The organism is Plantibacter sp. CFBP 8775 (genome assembly GCF_014839505.1).
GTDB lineage: Bacteria > Actinomycetota > Actinomycetes > Actinomycetales > Microbacteriaceae > Plantibacter > Plantibacter auratus.
In genome coordinates this window covers 2,639,181-2,656,902 of the sequence record NZ_JACYNV010000001.1, presented here as the reverse complement: position 1 = coordinate 2,656,902, position 17,722 = coordinate 2,639,181, and the positions used below count along the sequence as shown (strand labels likewise).

General features: G+C 63.6%; 15 protein-coding genes and 1 tRNA gene. 5 read left to right on the top strand and 11 right to left on the bottom strand.

The window, feature by feature from the left end; translation table 11 throughout:
* Positions 1-28: 28 nt before the first annotated feature.
* The 3 genes from IFR14_RS12520 (at position 29) to IFR14_RS12510 (ending at position 4,058) form a co-directional block, all read left to right on the top strand.
* A complete protein-coding gene (locus IFR14_RS12520; RefSeq protein WP_191941176.1) occupies positions 29-517 on the top strand; it encodes an NfeD family protein in 489 nt (162 codons plus the stop codon).
* Between the two features lie 46 nt (positions 518-563).
* Positions 564-2,084 (top strand): flotillin family protein, encoded by a 1,521-nt coding sequence (locus IFR14_RS12515; protein ID WP_064295482.1) that lies wholly within the window; start codon positions 564-566, stop codon positions 2,082-2,084.
* 279 nt (positions 2,085-2,363) lie between these two features.
* Positions 2,364-4,058: a long-chain-fatty-acid--CoA ligase gene (locus tag IFR14_RS12510; protein WP_194718983.1), complete on the top strand. Its 1,695-nt coding sequence runs from the start codon at positions 2,364-2,366 to the stop codon at positions 4,056-4,058.
* Positions 4,059-4,136: 78 nt separating this feature from the next.
* On the opposite strand, the gene IFR14_RS12505 is transcribed toward IFR14_RS12510, so the two are convergent.
* On the bottom strand, positions 4,137-4,337 hold the full coding sequence (locus tag IFR14_RS12505) for a hypothetical protein (protein ID WP_159878993.1): 201 nt from the start codon (positions 4,335-4,337) through the stop codon (positions 4,137-4,139).
* A 221-nt stretch (positions 4,338-4,558) separates the two neighbouring features.
* Here IFR14_RS12505 and IFR14_RS12500 point away from each other — a divergent pair.
* Positions 4,559-4,635 (top strand) — tRNA-Pro (locus IFR14_RS12500).
* Positions 4,636-5,228: 593 nt separating this feature from the next.
* Here the strand turns inward: IFR14_RS12500 and IFR14_RS12495 are convergent.
* The 9 genes from IFR14_RS12495 to IFR14_RS12455 form a co-directional block, all read right to left on the bottom strand.
* Positions 5,229-6,146, bottom strand: a complete 918-nt coding sequence (locus IFR14_RS12495; RefSeq protein ID WP_249406913.1) for a PfkB family carbohydrate kinase — start codon at positions 6,144-6,146, stop codon at positions 5,229-5,231.
* Positions 6,130-7,518, bottom strand: a complete 1,389-nt coding sequence (locus IFR14_RS12490; protein ID WP_191941173.1) for an HAD family hydrolase — start codon at positions 7,516-7,518, stop codon at positions 6,130-6,132. Before IFR14_RS12490 ends, IFR14_RS12495 begins: the two co-directional genes overlap by 17 nt.
* A 454-nt stretch (positions 7,519-7,972) precedes the next feature.
* Positions 7,973-9,091: a hypothetical protein gene (locus IFR14_RS12485; protein ID WP_191941320.1), complete on the bottom strand. Its 1,119-nt coding sequence runs from the start codon at positions 9,089-9,091 to the stop codon at positions 7,973-7,975.
* Entirely contained in the window at positions 9,088-11,106 is a 2,019-nt protein-coding gene (locus tag IFR14_RS12480) for an ORC-CDC6 family AAA ATPase (protein WP_191941172.1), read from the bottom strand. Before IFR14_RS12480 ends, IFR14_RS12485 begins: the two co-directional genes overlap by 4 nt.
* Positions 11,106-12,134, bottom strand: coding sequence for a phosphoribosyltransferase-like protein (locus tag IFR14_RS12475; protein WP_191941171.1), 1,029 nt, complete (start codon positions 12,132-12,134; stop codon positions 11,106-11,108). The genes IFR14_RS12480 and IFR14_RS12475 overlap by 1 nt, the downstream gene beginning before the upstream one ends.
* A 1,185-nt stretch (positions 12,135-13,319) precedes the next feature.
* Positions 13,320-13,508, bottom strand: a complete 189-nt coding sequence (locus IFR14_RS12470) for a hypothetical protein (RefSeq protein ID WP_191941170.1) — start codon at positions 13,506-13,508, stop codon at positions 13,320-13,322.
* Between the two features lie 105 nt (positions 13,509-13,613).
* On the bottom strand, positions 13,614-13,937 hold the full coding sequence (locus IFR14_RS12465) for a YciI family protein (protein WP_191941169.1): 324 nt from the start codon (positions 13,935-13,937) through the stop codon (positions 13,614-13,616).
* A 44-nt stretch (positions 13,938-13,981) separates the two neighbouring features.
* Positions 13,982-15,394, bottom strand: a complete 1,413-nt coding sequence (locus IFR14_RS12460; protein ID WP_191941168.1) for a flavin monoamine oxidase family protein — start codon at positions 15,392-15,394, stop codon at positions 13,982-13,984.
* Positions 15,391-16,017, bottom strand: a complete 627-nt coding sequence (locus IFR14_RS12455; protein ID WP_191941167.1) for a dihydrofolate reductase family protein — start codon at positions 16,015-16,017, stop codon at positions 15,391-15,393. Before IFR14_RS12455 ends, IFR14_RS12460 begins: the two co-directional genes overlap by 4 nt.
* A 185-nt stretch (positions 16,018-16,202) precedes the next feature.
* On the opposite strand from IFR14_RS12455, the gene IFR14_RS12450 reads away from it, so the two are divergent.
* A complete protein-coding gene (locus tag IFR14_RS12450; protein WP_056005205.1) occupies positions 16,203-16,688 on the top strand; it encodes a glutathione peroxidase in 486 nt (161 codons plus the stop codon).
* Between the two features lie 21 nt (positions 16,689-16,709).
* Here the strand turns inward: IFR14_RS12450 and IFR14_RS12445 are convergent, their stop codons facing one another.
* Positions 16,710-17,582 carry an oxidoreductase gene (locus IFR14_RS12445; RefSeq protein ID WP_191941166.1) on the bottom strand — a complete coding sequence of 291 codons (873 nt, stop codon included), beginning with the start codon at positions 17,580-17,582 and terminating at the stop codon, positions 16,710-16,712.
* Between the last annotated feature and the right edge of the window lie 140 nt (positions 17,583-17,722).

The following is a 17,722-nucleotide window of genomic DNA, read 5'->3' as shown; positions in this document are numbered from 1 at the left end:
CGCCTGGGCGTTCAGTAGGGTTGGTGCCATGACCCTGTTCATCATCGTCGGCGCTGTCGGTCTCGTGATCGTCCTCATCTCCCTGGTCTTCGGTGAGATCTTCGACTTCCTGGACGGGGCCGTCTCGGCCACCGCGCTCGGGAGCGCGTTCACCGTCTTCGGTGCGGTCGGCGCGATCGTGCTCGCGAACGGGCTACCTCCCTGGTCCGCGTATGTCATCTCGGCCGTCATCGGTGTCCTCGTGCTCGTCGGCGTGCAGCTGATGATCCGGAGTTTCAAGCGCTCGGAGGACGGCGCGCCGAGTTCACCGCTCGGCCTCTACGGCGTCGCCCGGTCGACCATCTCGGCTTCCTTCGGCGAAGTCAGCCTCGACGGTCCGCACGAGATCGAGACGCGCCTCGCCTTCTCCGACACGCGGATCGAAACGGGCAGCCGGATCCGCGTGGTCGAGCTCCAGGGCTCCCGCGTGAAGGTCGAACCCGCATCGAGCGGAGCCGCTGCCGACATGCAGCCCTGATTCCATCCATCCACCAGCACGCCCTCGAGGGGAAGGCATCTGCCCTATGGACTTCATCACCACCAACATCACAGTGATCGCCGTGATCGCACTCGTCGTGGTGGCGCTCGCGATCGTCGCGTTCGTCGCCGGACGGATCAAGCGCGTACCGCCGAACCAGGCGCTCGTCATCGTCGGTCGGGGGGCCGGCGCCAAGACGGGCGAGCCCGATGGCGGTCAGCGAGTCGTCATCGGTGGGCGGGTGTTCATCTGGCCGATCCTGCAGCAGGGCTTCCCGATCTCGCTCGAGCAGCGCCAGATCGGCATCGTCGTGGAGGGCGTCGACACCAACTTCATCAAGGTCGCCATCCAGGCGAGCGTGAACTTCAAGGTCTCCGGCACGCCGGAGGGTGTGCGCCGTGCTGCGCAGCGCTTCCTCTCGCAGCAGGGGTCGCTGACGCAGATCATCCAGCAGTCCCTCGAAGGCTCGCTGCGTTCCATCATCGGAAACATGCCGATCAAGGAGATCATCTCCAACCGCAACGCCCTGTCCGAAGCGGTGGTCGAGGCGACCAAGACGGATCTCGCCGAGCAAGGCCTCCAGGTCGACCTGCTGAACATCTCCGACATCTCGACGCCGGGCACCAACTACCTCGCCGACCTCGGTCGAGCGGAGAACGCGCTCGCGCGGCAGAACGCGGAGATCAAGGAAGCCGAGACCGCTCGTGCGTCCGAGTTCGCGCGGATCGAAGCGGCGGAGCAGGTCGCGGAGCGGCAGAAGGCCCTGAGCCTCAAGCAGGCGACGATCAAGGCGGAGACCGACCGCGCGAACGCCGAGGCCGAGGCCTCCGGCCAGCTCGCCACGGCGCAGCAGGACCGCCTGGTCGCGGAGCAGGAGCGCGAAGCCCTCGCCGAGAAGGCGAAGGTGGAGCAGGAGCGCCTCGACATCGAGGTGCGCAAGCCGGCCGAAGCCGACGCGTACGCGACGGTCCAGCGCGCGCAGGCGGCTCGTGATGCAGCCAACGCCGCGACGGAAGCCGACGCGTTCAAGCGCAAGACCATCGCCGAGGCGAACAAGGTCGCGGCGGTGCAGGACGCCCAGGCGGCTGCGGAGTCCGTGCGTCTCGCCGGTACCGCTGAGCGCGACAAGCAGATCGCGTTGGCCGAGGGTATCCGCGCCCAGGGTGACGCGAAGGCGTCGGCTGTGGCCGCGGAGGGTCTGGCGGAGGCCGAGGCGATCGACGCGAAGGCGGAGGCACTGAAGAAGTACGGTGAGGCCGGTCTGGCCTCCGAGATCATCGCCCGTCTGCCCGAGATCACGCGCGCCGTCTCGGAGCCGCTCGGCAACATCTCGAACCTCACGGTCATCTCGACTGAGGGCGCGTCCGCCGTCACGAAGACGGTCGGTCAGGTGGTCAGCGAGGTTCCGAAGGTCGTCAAGGACATCACCGGGCTCGACCTGTCCGCCCTCCTGGGCGGGGTCGCCGGTGGCGCGCTGGGGGAGAACCTCCAGCAGGCGATGTCCGACAACGCCGCTGCGGCCGCGAAGCGTCAGCCGAAGACGCCCGCGTCACCCGACGCCGTCTGAGTCGCTGGATCATCGGGAGCCGGTCGCCCTGGGGTGGCCGGCTTCTGGCGTTGCTCCACGGTTGTTCGCGCGATTCACCGGTGTCGCTTTGGAGCTTGTCAAGCGGTCCCGTCGCATCCCCGGTCGGGCATACGCGCCCGCCTAGGGTGGAGGCATGCGTGCGGTGCGCACGGTGTCATCTGGAGGATCGTCGTGGACCATCGAGGAAACACAGCCGAGCAGCGCGAGGGCGAGCAGTCGTCGGAGCCGACCGAGGCCGGCGAGGCCCAGCGCCAGCGCCTGGCCGAGCGGCCGTGGCTGTCGTCCTACGCCAGTGGCGTGCCCGCCGACATCGACGAGGTCACCGAGACGCTCGTCGACCTGCTCGACACCTCGGTGAAGCGCTTCGGTGATCGCATCGCCCTGGAGTTCTTCGGTGCCGAGACGAGCTACAGCGAGCTGGGCGAACAGGTCGCGCGAGCGGCCGAGGGGCTCCGCAAGCTCGGCGTGAAGCCGGGCGACCGCGTGGCGCTCGTGCTGCCGAACTGCCCGCAGCACGTCGTCGCGTTCTACGCGGCGCTCCGGCTCGGTGCGACGGTCATCGAGCACAACCCGCTCTACACGGCTCGCGAGCTGCGGCATCAGTTCGAGGACCACGGCGCGCACGTCGCGATCGTGTGGGACAAGGTCTACGACCTCGTCGCCGACCTTCCGGCCGACGTGATGCGCGGCCGGATCGTGTCCGTCGACATCACCCAGGCGCTGCCGTTGTCGAAGCGTCTGGCGCTCCGGCTACCGGTGAAGCGTGCGCGCGAGTCGCGTGCGGCGATGACCGCGACCCCGTCGGCCAAGCACGTGCTCCCGTGGGAACGCCTGATCGGCGGACGGAAGCTGTCGAAGCGGGTCGTGCGTCCGACGCTCGACGACACCGCGCTCCTGCAGTACACGAGCGGGACGACCGGGGCACCGAAGGGTGCCATCCTGACGCATCGCAACCTGCGGGCGAACGCCGAGCAGGGACGCGCCTGGGTGCCTGGCCTGAGCGAGGGCGGCGAGGTCTTCTACGGGGTGCTGCCGCTGTTCCACGCCTATGGCATGACGCTGTGCCTGACGTTCGCCATGAGCATCGGGGCGCGGCTCGTGCTGTTCCCGAAGTTCGACCTGGAGCTGGTGCTCACGGCGGCGAAGAAGTCCCCGCCGACGTTCCTGCCGGCGGTGCCACCCATCTACGACGCGCTGTCGCGTGCTTCGAGCCGCAAGGGCGTCGACCTGACGAGTGTCCGCTTCGCGATCTCCGGGGCGATGAGCCTCCCGGTGTCGACGGTGACGCGGTGGGAGGAGGCGACCGGCGGTCTGCTCGTCGAGGGCTACGGGATGACGGAGTCGTCGCCGGTGGCGCTCGGCAACCCGATCGGTCCGTCGCGTCGGCCGGGCACCGTGGGTGTGCCGTTCCCGAGCACCGAGATCCGTGTCGTCGACCCCGAGAACCCGACGGTCGATCGTGCGGCGGGGGAGTCGGGCGAGCTGCTGCTCCGTGGCCCGCAGGTCTTCCAGGGGTACTGGGGTCGTCCGGACGAGTCGCGCGAGGCGTTGCTCGAGGGCGGCTGGTTGCGGACCGGTGACATCGTGACGGTGTCGGCGGACGGCTTCGTGACGGTCATCGACCGCGTGAAGGAGCTCATCATCACCGGTGGGTTCAACGTGAGCCCGTCCGAGGTCGAGGAGACGCTCCTGTCGCACCCGGACGTCGAGTCGGCCGCTGTGGTCGGCCTGCCGCGCGACTCCGGTGGCGAGGACGTGACGGCCGCGGTCGTCATGCGTGCCGGGACGGTGTTCGACGCCGGCTCGCTGCGCGACTACTGCCGGACCCGCCTCACGGCGTACAAGGTGCCGAAGCGGGTCGTGCAGCTCGACGAGCTGCCGACGTCGCTCATCGGTAAGGTGCTGCGGCGCAAGGTGCGCGATCAGCTCGTCGCGGATCGCAAGGCTGAGTAGCGCCTGTCCGGGCACCTGCCCGGTTCTCTCGGCACATCGTGGGATGCGTCCTGGAGATGCCTCGTCGTGTCGCGGTGGTCAGCCGCGGGACTCGGGGTGCAGCCAGTGGCGCACGACGGGGATGAGCAGTGACAACGCGACGAAGGTGATGGCGCCGCCGATGATGGCGTCGTCGATCGGGGTGTTGCGGCTGACCTGCACGAAGCCGGAGACGATCGCGACGGGCAGGGCGGTGAGGGCCGCGACGCGGACCTCTTTCCAGTAGTGGCTGTAGCGCATGGTGGTCCTTCGTCGGGTGACCGGGTCGGTCGGTTCGTCCTGTCACGCGGGCGCGGACGAGTCACGGTAGCGTGCCCCGTGCGGGGGTGGGCAGGGGAGACCTCCCGCCCGACGAGTGCGGCATGTCTGAGCCGGGCTGTGCTCGCTAGAGCCGTGTCACGGAGCGCTCTCGGAATCCGCTAGACTGTTCGAGTTGTCTTCTCCGCTCGCGGAGATGGCATCGGGCTGTGGCGCAGCTTGGTAGCGCACTTGACTGGGGGTCAAGGGGTCGCAGGTTCAAATCCTGTCAGCCCGACCATGAAGTCCCGGAAACCATCTGGTTTCCGGGACTTTTTCGTTGGACAGTATTGATCCGACCCTTAGAGCGCCGTGCTCTGGACTGCAGCGAAACTTTTCACGCTGGCAGCCTCCGCCTGATCGTGCTGGTTGTCACCGCCCAGCGGGCCCTTTGTCGGTTGCCCTGACCCTGGCAATGTGTGCGATCATCCCTGATGAGCACGGTCTTCGGCTTAGCCCCAGGTCAAACTGCTATTTCTGTTGTTCGAGCAGGAGAACGTGATCTCCTTGTAGGCCGAGTCCCGCGATTCTGGCCGTATCCGGTGGGACGCTGCTAGAACGAGGGGTTCGAGACGGCTAGCGCGGTCCGAGCTGCTCAGCATGATTGCACTTGCTAGTGCACGGAGCCGACACCGAGCGGCCAATGCTGGTGCTGACCGACTGTGATAGCGGGAAGTTGCTGTCTGGTTCCGTATGGCACACCCCAACTCATAATTCGGGTCCAATCATTTGCTCCCGTAGTGTCGTCGGGTGATCGTGAGGGGACCGGAGTTCGATGTGCAAGTTGTCTAGCAAGCGAGCGGGCGATGGAGTCAGTCTGCGGAGCAGGCACTTCTAACGCGACCTCGTCACACGAGGGCAGCCGAAGGGTTCAAAAGCGATGTCGAACCGCCTCATTGCTTCGGGATGAACGCCTTCCCAGCTAAGCGATCGTGCCGCGAGTTCTTGGCCGGCAATAAGCGCTGATTCGATCCGCTCGAGTGCGACGTGGCCATCGAGCAGTAGGTCATTGATAAGGCCCGCGGTGGTCCAGTCGCCAGCGCCAGCGGAGTCGACGACATCCTCGATAGGTCGAGCAGCAACACGGACCCAGCCATCTTGGATGTTCCGACGGTAGCGGGCTCCGCTCGAGCCGAGCGTCTCCACAATTAGGCCGGGAGCCGAGACCAGCCGGTCACGGAATGCCGGGGCTCGCTGCGAACTGAACTTGATCAGATCGGCGGCCTGCACCGCTTGGTCGAAAAGGTGGGATCGGCCGACAGTCGACGGTTCAAAAACCACAAAGCTCCCGTGTTCCCGCCAGCGACGAGCGAGTTCAAGCGTGAACCGACTGACACGATCGAAGAAGAAAACATCTGGTGTGGTGGACTCATCAACAACTGCGGCCGCGAGATCCTCGGATGGAGGCCTGTATGAGGCGAACTTAGTGCCGCAGATCGGGCACTGGAATCGCCACCGGTGGTCGTCGAGGTGCGCTTCTTGAACAAGTACCGGAGTGGTCCACCGGTGATCATTGTATAAATGTGTCGTGTCGATTCCATCTGCGTGCAACTGCTCAGAGACGAACCTTCCCGCTGGATCATCTCCGATGGTACCGATCACTGCGCTCGACCACCCAAGAGTCAGAGCCGCACGCGCCACGTTGGACGCGGTTCCTCCGGGCGCAGCGCGTAGTGCTCCGTTCAAGAGCACATCGACGGTCGTATAACCACTGCTCGCCAGACTTGGCCGTCGTTTAGCGGACACGGGCATCCTTCAACCTGGGTGGTGCGAAGCGGAAACCGCCTTCGCGCAACTCGAATGAGTCCAACAAATGGGTCAAAGCGCTCGGTCCCTTGGTACTTGACAGGCTGATCGGCCAACAGCGGGTCGGATCCGGTGATGTCACGTCGACTGTGACTGAGCGCGTTGTCAAATGCAGTAAATCGTAGTCGTTTCCGCCGACGCCGCCCTGGTCGCCGATCGCCAGCGTCATACCGCTCTCATCCTCAACGGCGCGCAGGACCGCGGCCTTACCGAACTCGACCGGTACTATATCGACGCTGTGAGCACTCGACATAATCCGTAGCTGAGGACGAACCTCTTCGGGAATCGTCACTTCGACCAATTCCCGCAGGCTCCGCATGGACATTGCAACCGTCACAGGCACTACAGAGACTTGTGTCCATCCGCATCGGACGGCTGCAAGCCTGATCTCCTCAAGAGAAAGCAGTGCCCTTCCCGCTCTAGCAACTGCCGGATGGGTTTCGGTGGGAGCACGTAGATCGTCCGCCAGCTCTTGCATCCACGCGCCATTATGCAATCCCAACAGCACACGATCAGAGACGCTTTCGGGGACCCACTTACGGAGATCTCGGTATAGGCTGTCACCGCGTCCTGACGCGAATACTACTCGCACTCCTTCTTCGAGCAAGCGCAAGAGGCTGTGCTGAACGCTCCCGGTTGGCAGGCTCCAACGTGCTCCTGTCTCAACGCAGGTGCCGTCGTAGTCGAGGATGACCGTCGTAAATTTGGTCTGGGAGATTTGCTTCCTCCAGGATGAGTATGCCTTCGAGTAGAACTCTCCTGCTTGGTCTTTCGCCGGGTCGGCTCCGGCGGCGCGGAGCTTCACTTCAACGGGGTCCTGCGCGACAGAGGGGAAAAGACGCAGGAAAGGCAAGTGGTACAGGCGCCTGCCGTACGGCGGGACGATAGGTTTGGCTGGGTCTAGCTCGGCTAAAGCTGCCAGCACATTAGGCAGGGGGAGAACTTGGCGTAGTAGGTCGATTGCGCCTGTTCCTCCGGAGAAACCACTGTCGAGACGAACAACATCGACAGATTTCGGTATTGCTGCCAGCGTCTTTTCCGCCAAGTCTCGCGAACTGGCCGTCGTCAAAGCCACAATTGTCGTGGACTTGGCGTTGCGACTGAGGCCGACGTGGCGCCCATGAGCAAGGTTGCGGTAATCCGTGACTTGGACCGTTGCTAGACCCAGCTCGTGCATACGCGTTTCGATATCACGTGCAGCCGGAAGCCCATCTGTCCCATGCAACACGATCAGTCGTTCGCGCAGCGCCGGAGCGGCTTCAGCCGCTTCGAAAGCCGGCACAGGAACGCCATAAAGGCGAGCTAACACGATCGCCATTCTTACGATGCTGTTCGTTGCTAGGAACCCATCCTGATGTTGCCCCGCGGGGACGTTCAAGACGTGCACCCGAGGATGCGAGAGTTCAGCGGGAAGATCGTCAAGGGCGCGCTCAGTCAAGAGGATCACATCTAGCCCACCGGCGATGGCGTGACGCGCGGCCAAAGCTGTATCTGGGTGTTTCGCTCGAGCTGAAACGATCATGACGAGCGTGCCGAACGGGGAAGGAGGGGACTCTATGAATGCTAGCGGGGTGCTCGCGGAGGCGGGTTGACGAGCGTGAGAGCGGTGCATGAGCGCCGCAAGCTCAGCGATCGCCGAGGTCCCTCCGCTTCCGACTGCAACGAGAGGAACCCCTGCGAGAAGTCCTGTGAATTCCTGCAGAGCCTCCGCGCCGGGGGTGGCCTGGGCGAGCGCGGCCGTCTGTGGCACATGGCCGAGCTCATCCGCATACCTACGCATCAGACACATCATCCTGTCTGCCACTGACGGCGTAGGGCTCGCCGGTCAGCCACGCTGTATAGATTACCGGCTCGCGCCGCGACGCCGTCTCTGAGCTCTCGAACCGATACGCTTGCGCGTCTACCTGCGCGACCACGATGTGTTCCTCATGCGCTGCGAGGAGGACCCCGAGGCTCAGGAGCTTGCTGCCGTGCTCACTCGTGACAATCGTTGGTTCACCCAACGGATCGAGCGCCGTTCGGTAGCGCCTCGCGAGCGATACCATCTGCCGATAGAGGTCGAAGGGGTTGAGCTCGGTGGCGTAGAGCACGTTTCGCGGCTCAAACTGCATCTCATCGAATAGAAACGTGCCGTGCTCGACAATGAGATTGTCCCCGCGCCGGGCGAAGGATGCGGGAAACGGGACTACTGGGCAGACTTCCTCCGGATCGAGCATTCCTCGGAGCTTCTCCAGCTGCTCAGAGGAACCTGGCCCTAGTACGGGAATCCAGATCACATTTGCTGGACGGTCCGGGAACCTGGTCAGTGAGTTCAGCACACTTGGCCGACCTAGACCGCTTCGTCGGATCTGCTCGTCAACCGTCGCGTCTTCGGCGACGACAACGAGGAGATTGCCGTCAAATCTGTCACTAGCCGCCACGGATTGATTCAAAAACAACTGGATAACGCTGAAAGAGATGGTTGACGGTAGACCACTCATGTCGATGATGACCGCGTCGTAAGAGAGTACGTCGTGATTGTGCACCAAGATCCGCGACAACATGGTCCCAGCTGAGTTCACCTCGGCCACTTCCGGTGATCGCACGACGCGGAACCGGCCACCGAATCGTTGCTCCAGCTCCGCAACGTTTCGTGTCGCTTCGCTTTCTGCTTGATCGTGAAGCCCTTCAGCGTTCGGCTGCAACGCGATGACGTCGAGAGTGTCTATGCCTAAAGTTGCGATAGCACGAGGCGCATCGAGGGTCCGCGGATCAAATCCGCCACCACAAACCAGTAGGACCCGTCCAGACCCTAGCTTTGCTGCATCGGCAATCGTTCGGCAGCTCGAATTCGTGTCTGCGGTGAATACATAGTCATCCCAACGAATTCGAGCTCCCGCTGCCCCGGTCATCGCGGCCAACCAGGCACGTTGGTCGGCGTGATTGTAAGTGCCCGGGACGCATCGAGCTTCATATCCGCCACTGCTGCCATTCGTCGGGACAAAACTGCGACGCTCTGCTCGCGGAACCCGCTCCGTTGCAACGGCAGTTTGAGTGCAGGGAGCAGAAGCCGATTTAAATGAAGAAGTATCAGATCTTGATTCTTGACACGGGCAATCTCGCCAGACATTTCCAAGAGGTTCTCCGATACGGCGCTTGCTAGCGCATTCCTCAAGCGGGATGTGGGTGACCCATCTTTTCCGGAATCAGCGAAGAGAGCGTTTCTTTGAAGATATGGGATAGCGGTTCCAGTTACACCGGGCGCGTACGGTGCGTTCTTTCGATATGTTTGCTCAACGCTCACAGCCGCGATCGCGGTCAGCAACGCTAGTACGTCAGCGCCATAATTGACTCGTTGCGGGATTGAATTCCAGAAATCTCGACTCGAGCGTCTAATGAGGCGGTCCTGGTCTGCGGCGGTAAGTGTTGCATTCCGATTCCTTGACCGGCGTGCGGCCGCGGCAACCATTGTATCGAAATGTTCGCCAGCAACACGCAAATACTGCTCGACGTTGCGGCTTGCCAGCACAGAGAGCGCCTCGGCGCCGTAGTAATAGGGCAACTGATAGTCGTCGGAAAGAAAGAGTCGTGCTGCGACCTTGTCCTTCGATTGTGGTGTGCCTGTCTCTTCGACCTCTGGTGCATTCTCGAAGTCAAAATCAAATAAGGTCTCGCTAGCTCTACTCCGCTCGCGGTCGATTCGTATGAGAGTCTCCCGATATATGATTGCGGCTTCGAGTGGATTTGAGCGCGTCGCCCGCTCACGGGCTGCGAGGAGCCATCCAGTGTATGCAGGGTGGTCGCGCACGTACGCTTCGACCTGACTTCGGCTTCCGTTATACGCAAGATCAAGCTTCTTCTGTTCGATAGATGCTTCGCCTTCGAGAAGATCCGTGAACGGCGTATGTACATCGAGTGCCTGCAGGCCGGCTACTCCTCGCGAATCTGCAACGTGTTTGAATAGTCGATGACGTTTTGCCTCGCTCATGACGCTCGCGTCGTCGACGTAGATGATCTTTAGGTCTCGTCCCTCTGTGCGGCCCAAAAGCTCTCGCGATGGTACTGCTGCTTGCCGCTCTGCAATCCATCTAGCGATCTTGATATCCCGTGAAATTAAAGCCGCGTAGACCGCCTCACGCTGTTCGGGATGGAGTTCATCAACATCGTCAATGAGAAGCAGTGGTTCATAACTCATCATGTTGCCGTCAACATAGATGCCAGCACGTTCGAGTATTGCCAAACTATACAACTTCGCGTGACCATCGATATTGTCCCACTCGACCGGCACTAGTGAATCCAGGAGACTGAGAACCTCCAGCTCCACCGCTCTAGAGCGACGGTATAGCTCGCCAGCTGTAACCCGAACGACGCCCGAAGGGTCTTCCAAGTCGCCTAGCAGTTGTCTGAGCGCTGTGCCACCGCCAGGAATATCCGAGGATGATAGGTGAAACTCGATTCGGTCGAGTCCCTCAAGAAAGGGTAAGTGAGCGGAGACCGACAGGGCTTCCACGGTGGCCTGCAGGATCCGCGCGTCGAGGAGCTTGAATAATACCTTCGATGACCCCGGACCGTTGGGTCCGAGATCGATCAAGGTTTTGTAGTCGGGCCGCAAGCTGAGTAGCACTCCAAGCTTGGCGATCTTGGTCTGGCGGAGCGCTCCTTTTTTTGCTACGTCTTGGCGCAAGAGGTGGACGGATGGCTCCGGATGCACGTACGACGTGAGTTGGGCGAGGGACTCTGCCGAGAAGAGTTTTAGCAGGGAAGTTTTCCCCGCGCCAGGAGCGCTGCGTAGAACGATCAGCCGATCCCAAAGTTCGTCGCCGTCGGGTAGGGCACTTAGCATTTCTACGCCGAAGGTACTGTGAAAGCTGGTTAGCTGTCGGAGTTGCTCAGTGGCGCGGAATCGGAATGGATTGTTGATTACCACTAAGGGCGCTCCGAGCTGTGGCGTTCATGGCGAGGAAACACGCCAGACCACTTCTTTTTGTCCTGCGAATCGTGTTCCTTCCATACAATCGGCGGTGTATTGTTGGGGGCGTTGTGGTGAAGGATCAGCGGAAGCCGGCTTCCTCCGAAGCCGAGTCGCGGGTCGCCTGCTTTTCGGTTGTGTTCATCGACCCACTCCTCTTGGAAGTACTTATCGCAGAGCCTCAAGAAGTCGGCGTCAGTATCATCGTCGAGCGGCAGTTCATCGCCGAAAGTGTGTACGGCTCGAAGTTGAAATTTGGATGCGAAGCCTGATTCGCTCATGCGTTGGTCGAGGGTCAACTTTGCCTGTTGTGTCATCAAGTAAATTAGAACGATGACCTCGGCATCCTGGTCAATGATCTCGTGCTCCCGCAATTGTTCTAGGTGCTTATCCAGCTTCACTAGTTTGCCTTCCCACTCGATGGTGGGCTCGTCGGAATCGCCTTGGCCGGTCGCCGGATCGGAGCGTCGTAACATCGTGGTGCCGCTTGCAGTGAAGTCGTCGACCACGACCACCGTCGTGAATGTCGCCGGCTCGCTCGAAGAGAAGCTGTCGAGGGCCTTCCTGAGCGACTTTTTCAGGTCGGCCTGCTTCGCTCCGTCAATCACGGACACCAGGTGAAACTGTTCCGTCGACATGCTGGAGGCGCGCCGTAGTTTGTCGAGGCGTGCGCCGTCGCTCATTCCCATGATCAGTGTGCGTCGCTGAATTTCACGAAACGTTTGTGTGGCCGTGATCTGTCCCACCCTCCAAGGCTCCACCGGTAGCGATTCCGCGGCCTTGCGGATGAAGTAGGGCCGAAGTACATCTGGGTAAACCGTTCCCACTAGGTGGTCAAGTTCCGGTGAAGAGATGAAGGTGAGCCGCTCGAGTATAAACGTCAGAGCGATCCTTCGATCTTCCTGGTCAAAATAAGTAAGCCAGGTCGCCAGAGACTCGAGGAACTTGACTGCTGGACTGTAGCCCTCATACTCGTCGTACTTCACCGCAGCCAGCCGAGTGAGTTGGGAGGTCATTCGAGCCACTTCGTCATCAAGAGGTGCAGATTCATGCGCAGTTCCCTCGATGACGGCGTCAAGTAGCCGTCGAGCTAGCAGCTCCTTCACCGCACCTCACATTTGATTCGGGCGCCGACTCGCCGCGCTTCCCAGTTCACATAACCTAGCAGGCTGTCTGGTTCTGACGGCAGTATTGCTGTTGGATTGGTACGTCCCTGTCTTGCGATTCGATGTGACAGGCCACCTCGGCAGGTGAAGGCTCGCGATGGTGTGGTTCTGCAGCTGGCTGTTCTCTGCGGCAGCGATCTGGCAACCACCAGCCAGATTGGCTTCGTGCGGCGAAGAACATGGAAGGACAATTCTTGTCCACTAGCTGTTGCTACCTGGTCTTCCTTCCGTCGGCTGAGAGATTGACCTGGAGAAGCTGCGTTCTATCACTCGCGTGAAACCAACCGCGAGAGCTAGATCGAGAGAGTTGCCCGGTGCCTTGCAGGGTGTGAGGGTCGGCGGGTTCTCAATAGACGATGAGGCGAGGAAAGGGGAAAACAGTTCCTCACTGCATCGGGTCGCCGCCGAGGCTTAGGATTCCACCCTCCTGGAACGAAGAGGGCATCGATGTTCCGCGGGTAGCTGGGCGAGCACGCTGAGTGCAGTCTCGCGGGTTGTTTGGCCGACGACATGTTGTTCGTAGCAGCCTAGAGCTATGAGCATCGCGAAGGTCAGCAGCTCGTTCGTTGGCAGATCGATGCCGGAACTGGCGAGGCGGTCACTGGAGCAGCTGCCCGAGATCGCTCTCTGGATACGCGCGTAGTCGGCGGGTGCGTTCGAACACATGGTGTGGACCATTTCGTCGCCGATGACCCGTTTGTAGATGGTGAGACCAAATGCAATTCCTTGGGCAAGGGTGCTGGAGCACACGACAGGCACAGCTCGGCATCGTGAGCGATGAGCGCCTCGTTGGTCGTGTGAAGGACATCGACGACTATTGCCGTGACGATGAACCGAACCGCCCTGACTGGCCCAGCACAGCGGGGAGCGATGAGTCCGAGGAGTTTCCTGGAGGTAGCAAAAATACGTTTGGAGCCTCGCGGAGGGCTATCCCACCACTTAGCGCCCACCACGGACGCCGCGCAAGCGCCTACTGCGGTCTGTAAGACCACTACCTCATTGCACTCAGCTCGTCGGCTTCGGCTCCGCCACGGGGAAGACGACCAGGAGGAACGCGCCGATCGGTCCGAAGAAGAAGACGAGCAGGAACCAGATCCACGCCGACCGGTTCCGGGTGCGCGCGTAGCCGCCGGCGAGGATGGCGACGGTCAGCCAGAGGGCTGAGGCGAAGGAGTAGACGTATTCGATCTGCATGCACCGAGGCTAGGGGATGCGCGTCTCCTAGCCTCGATGGACCTCCTACGGGTTGCGGATTGCGGCAGCTCGCCGGACTCGCTCGTGGTCCTCCGGGCGAAACCCCTAAGAACTCGGGAAGGGGCGCAGCTCCAGGCGGCCGTTGCGGGCCATCGGGTGGCGGGCGGCGACGTCGATCGCCTCGTCGAGGTCGGCGCACTCGAGGATGTCGAAGCCCCAGAGGGTGTCGGTCGCTCCCGGGATCGGGCCGTTGGTGACCAGGCGCTCGCCGGCGCGGACACGGACGCCGCGCGCCTCGCTCGGATCGAGCACGTCGCCGAGGAGTCGCCGCCCGGTCGTGTCGAGTTCCTGGACCCAGTGGTCGACGTCGGAGTCGTCGGTCGGTTCGTCGGGTACCGGGTCCGTGAGGACGAACATCATGAATCGCATACGGTTCCTCTCATTCGACGCTCTCGAGAGCGCACTCGTGGTGGCTATCGGACCGGGTTGACGACCGGTACTCCGCTCTCGTCGCGCCAGAGGGTGTCGATCGGGACGGACTGACCGAGGACGCGCTCCGCCGCCCGATGGCCGGAGTGGAATGCCGCCGTCACCGTCGCGGGGTCGTCGGTCCAGGTGGCCTCGCCCGCGAGGTGCAGGACGCCGCCGACCGGGGTCGCGAGGGCGTCGTGGTCGTCGGTCGTCGAGCCGACGGTCATGTAGGCATAGGACCCGCGCGAGAACGGGTCGTCATGCCAGCGCGTGACGTGCACCTCCGTCGGCTCCCCGATGCGGTCGCCGTACAGGCGCCGCAGCTGCTCGAGGTTCGACTCCACGACGCGCGACTCGTCCCAGTCCCGGATCTCCACGGCCGTCGGGCCGGCGGCGAACGTGAGCAGCGTCGGCGATCCGTGCGCCGTCGTGAGGTCGTACCAGGAGTGCCAGCGTCGACTCTCCGGGCCCTGCTGTCGGATGGCGTAGACGTCGTCGTCCCAGAACCGCCGCTCGAACCGGAGGAAGACCTTCTCGAACGCGTTCATCCGCAATCGCGAGAGTGCGCCGGCGACCGGCTCCGGCAGCGAGGGATCGATCGCGAACTCCTCCGACTGCAGCACCCCGACCGGCACCGTCACCACCACCGAGCCCGCATGCAGCACCACCTCGCCCATCGGTCCCTGCGCGGTGACCTCGACGCCGTCTGCAGACCACCGCACATTCGTCACCACGTGCTCCAGGCGCACGTCGAGCCCCTCGGTCAGTCGCCGGGGGAGCACGTCGTACCCCTCGGGGAACACGACCTCGTCACCGTCGATCGCGTCGTCGTCGAGCCCGTGGGCCGCGAGGTCCTCGATCCATGCGCCGTACTGTTCCTCCGAACGATGCTCCAGGTACTCGCGGACCCGCTGCACCCGCTCGGCGTCCCAGTCCTGCAACGCGAGCGCCGCCTCCGTCACGTCACGGTAAGACGCGTCCGGCGTGGACTCGGCGACGACACCGAGGAGCGTCGCGTCGAGGGCGTGGACGTCCTCGGCGAAGCCGCGAGCCTCGGCGTCCGACAGGCGCTCGCCGCCGGGCCCGTAGTACGCGATCGGCCGGCTGTCCGGCTGGTAGCCGCCGACGGTGAACTCGACTGTCCGCATCCCGAACGCGTCGGCCGCCGCGGCGACCGCACTGTCGTTCACCCCGTGCACCCACGATGCGCCGAGATCGGTCACCTGACCGTCGCGACGCTCGGTCGACACCCGCCCGCCGACCCGGTCACGGGCCTCGACGACGACCACTGTTCGTCCGGCGGCCGCGAGGAGTCGTGCGGCGACGAGCCCGGCGACGCCGGCACCGACGACGACCGTGTCGAAGCGGGTGTCGGCGTCGGGCGTCTGCGTCGACGCCTCGTCCGACGCGCTCATCGCGGGTCGCCCATGTCGCCGGTGGCCGGTGTTCCGTCGATCTGCTCGTACTTGAGGTGGACGGTCCCTGCAGGGGAGGTGGTCGCCGGGCCGAGCAGGCGCAGCGAGGACGGCACGGTGCCGGTGGCGAAGACCCGCTTCCCGGCGCCGAGCGTGATCGGGTACACCCAGAGGTTCAGCTGATCGAAGAGTGCGTCGGCGAGCAGGGTCTGCACGAGGTCGAGGCTGCCGATGACGTGGATCTGCGAGTGACGCTCGCGCAGTGATCGAACGGCCTCCGGGAGGTTCGATCCGAGCTGCGTCGAGTTCGCCCACCCCAGCTCCCGCGGCTCGCGTGACGCGACGTACTTCGGCAGTCGGTTGAAGAGCCTGGCGATGCCGTCGTCCTGGCCGCCTTCCTGGTGCGGCCAGTATCCGGCGAAGATGTCGTAGGTCCGGCGACCGAGCAGGAGGGCGTCCATGCCCACCATGCCGGCGTCGATCTGCTCACCGTCGACCTCGTCGATGAGCGGCGCCTGCCAGCCACCGAACGCGAACCCGTCACTGGGGTCCTCCTCCGGCCCACCGGGCGCCTGAGCGACGCCGTCGAGGGTCATGAAGAGGTCGATGTGGATGCGTCCCATGTCCTGCTCCGATCTGCTGCACTCACGATCCACCGGCGGGCAGGCGGTGTCAACGGCTGTCGGCTGGGAACGCACTGACGAAAGGGCGTCGGCCGTGTCCTGGGCGAGTAGCGTTCGGAGTGGATCCGCTTGCGCACACCAGTGCACGGGCAGGACGTCGTTCGACAGATGAGAGGCATCACACCATGACCGATCTGGACACCATCCCCGTCACCACCCTCGACGGCCGGGACACGACCCTCGCGGAGTGGGACGGGAAGGCCAAACTCGTGGTCAACGTCGCGAGCCGCTGCGGCCTCGCGCCGCAGTACGAGAAGCTCGAGGCACTCCAGAAGGAGTACGCCGACCGCGGCTTCACGGTGATCGGGTTCCCGAGCAACCAGTTCCTGCAGGAGCTCGGCGACAACGAGAAGATCGCCGAATACTGCTCGGCCACCTGGGGCGTCACCTTCCCGATGATGGACAAAGTGAAGGTCAACGGCCGGAACCGGCACCCGCTCTACCAGGAGCTCGTGAAGACCGCCGACGCGAACGGCAAGGCGGGCAACGTGAAGTGGAACTTCGAGAAGTTCCTCATCGCGCCCGACGGCACCGTGCACCGCTTCCGTCCGACGACCGAGCCGGACGCCCCCGAGGTCATCGCCGCGATCGAGGAGAGCCTTCCCGCGTGACGCCGGGACGGCCGGGCGCGCTCACCGGTAGGTGACTCCGGTGAGCGCCTCGGCCGTCGTCCAGAGTTCGGCGGCGACGTGCTCGTCGCGGGCCGCCGAGGTCCGGTCGACGGGCTTCGGACCGCCGCGCATCTCGCCGAAGCCGCTCGGACCGTAGTAGCCGCCGGGCTCGACATCGGGCGACGTCGCCGCGTAGAGCGTCGGAAGCGCACCCATCTCAGCGCTCTGACCGAGGAGCCGGGTTCCCCACGCGAGGAGCGGACCCTGCGCGGACTCGGTGTGGGACTGGAGCTCGGTCGACGCGAAGCCGGGGTGTGCGGCCACGGATAGCACCGAAGAACCCTCCGCCGTGAGGCGTCGCTGCAGTTCGGCCGAGAACATGAGGTCGGCGAGCTTCGACTGGCCGTAGGCGGACCAGCGCCGATACGTCCGGTTGCGCCAGTTGAGATCGGCCAGGTCGATCTTGCCGGCACGGTGCGCGGCACTCGACAGCGTCACGACTCGCATGGAGATGCGGTCGATCAGGAGGCCGGTGAGGGCGAAGGGCCCGAGGAAGTTCGTGCCGATCTGCATCTCGAAGCCGTCGGCCGTGCGTCGTTCGGGAACCGCCATGACGCCTGCGTTGTTCACCAGCACGTCGACCCGCTCGACGCCGTCGGCGAATCGACGGACGGACGCCAGGTCGGCGAGATCGAGCTGCCGCACTTCGACGTCGCCGGTCATCGTCGCCGCGGCCCGCGCGCCCTTGTCCGCATCGCGGCAGGCGAGGATCACGGCGGCACCGTGGGCGGCGAGCTCGCGGGCCGTGACCGCGCCGATCCCACTGTTGGCGCCGGTCACGATCGCGACGCGGCCGTGCTGGTCGGGGATGTCTGCTGCGGTCCAGGGGCTCATGAGGGCGACGCTACGCCATCACGATCTTCCGATTACACATATCGTTCACAGCTTCACCGATATATCGTTGAGCATCGTTCACGTACGACGAAGGAGAGCAATCATGGGTGGATTCCCAAGCGGTGGCGCAGGATTCGGTG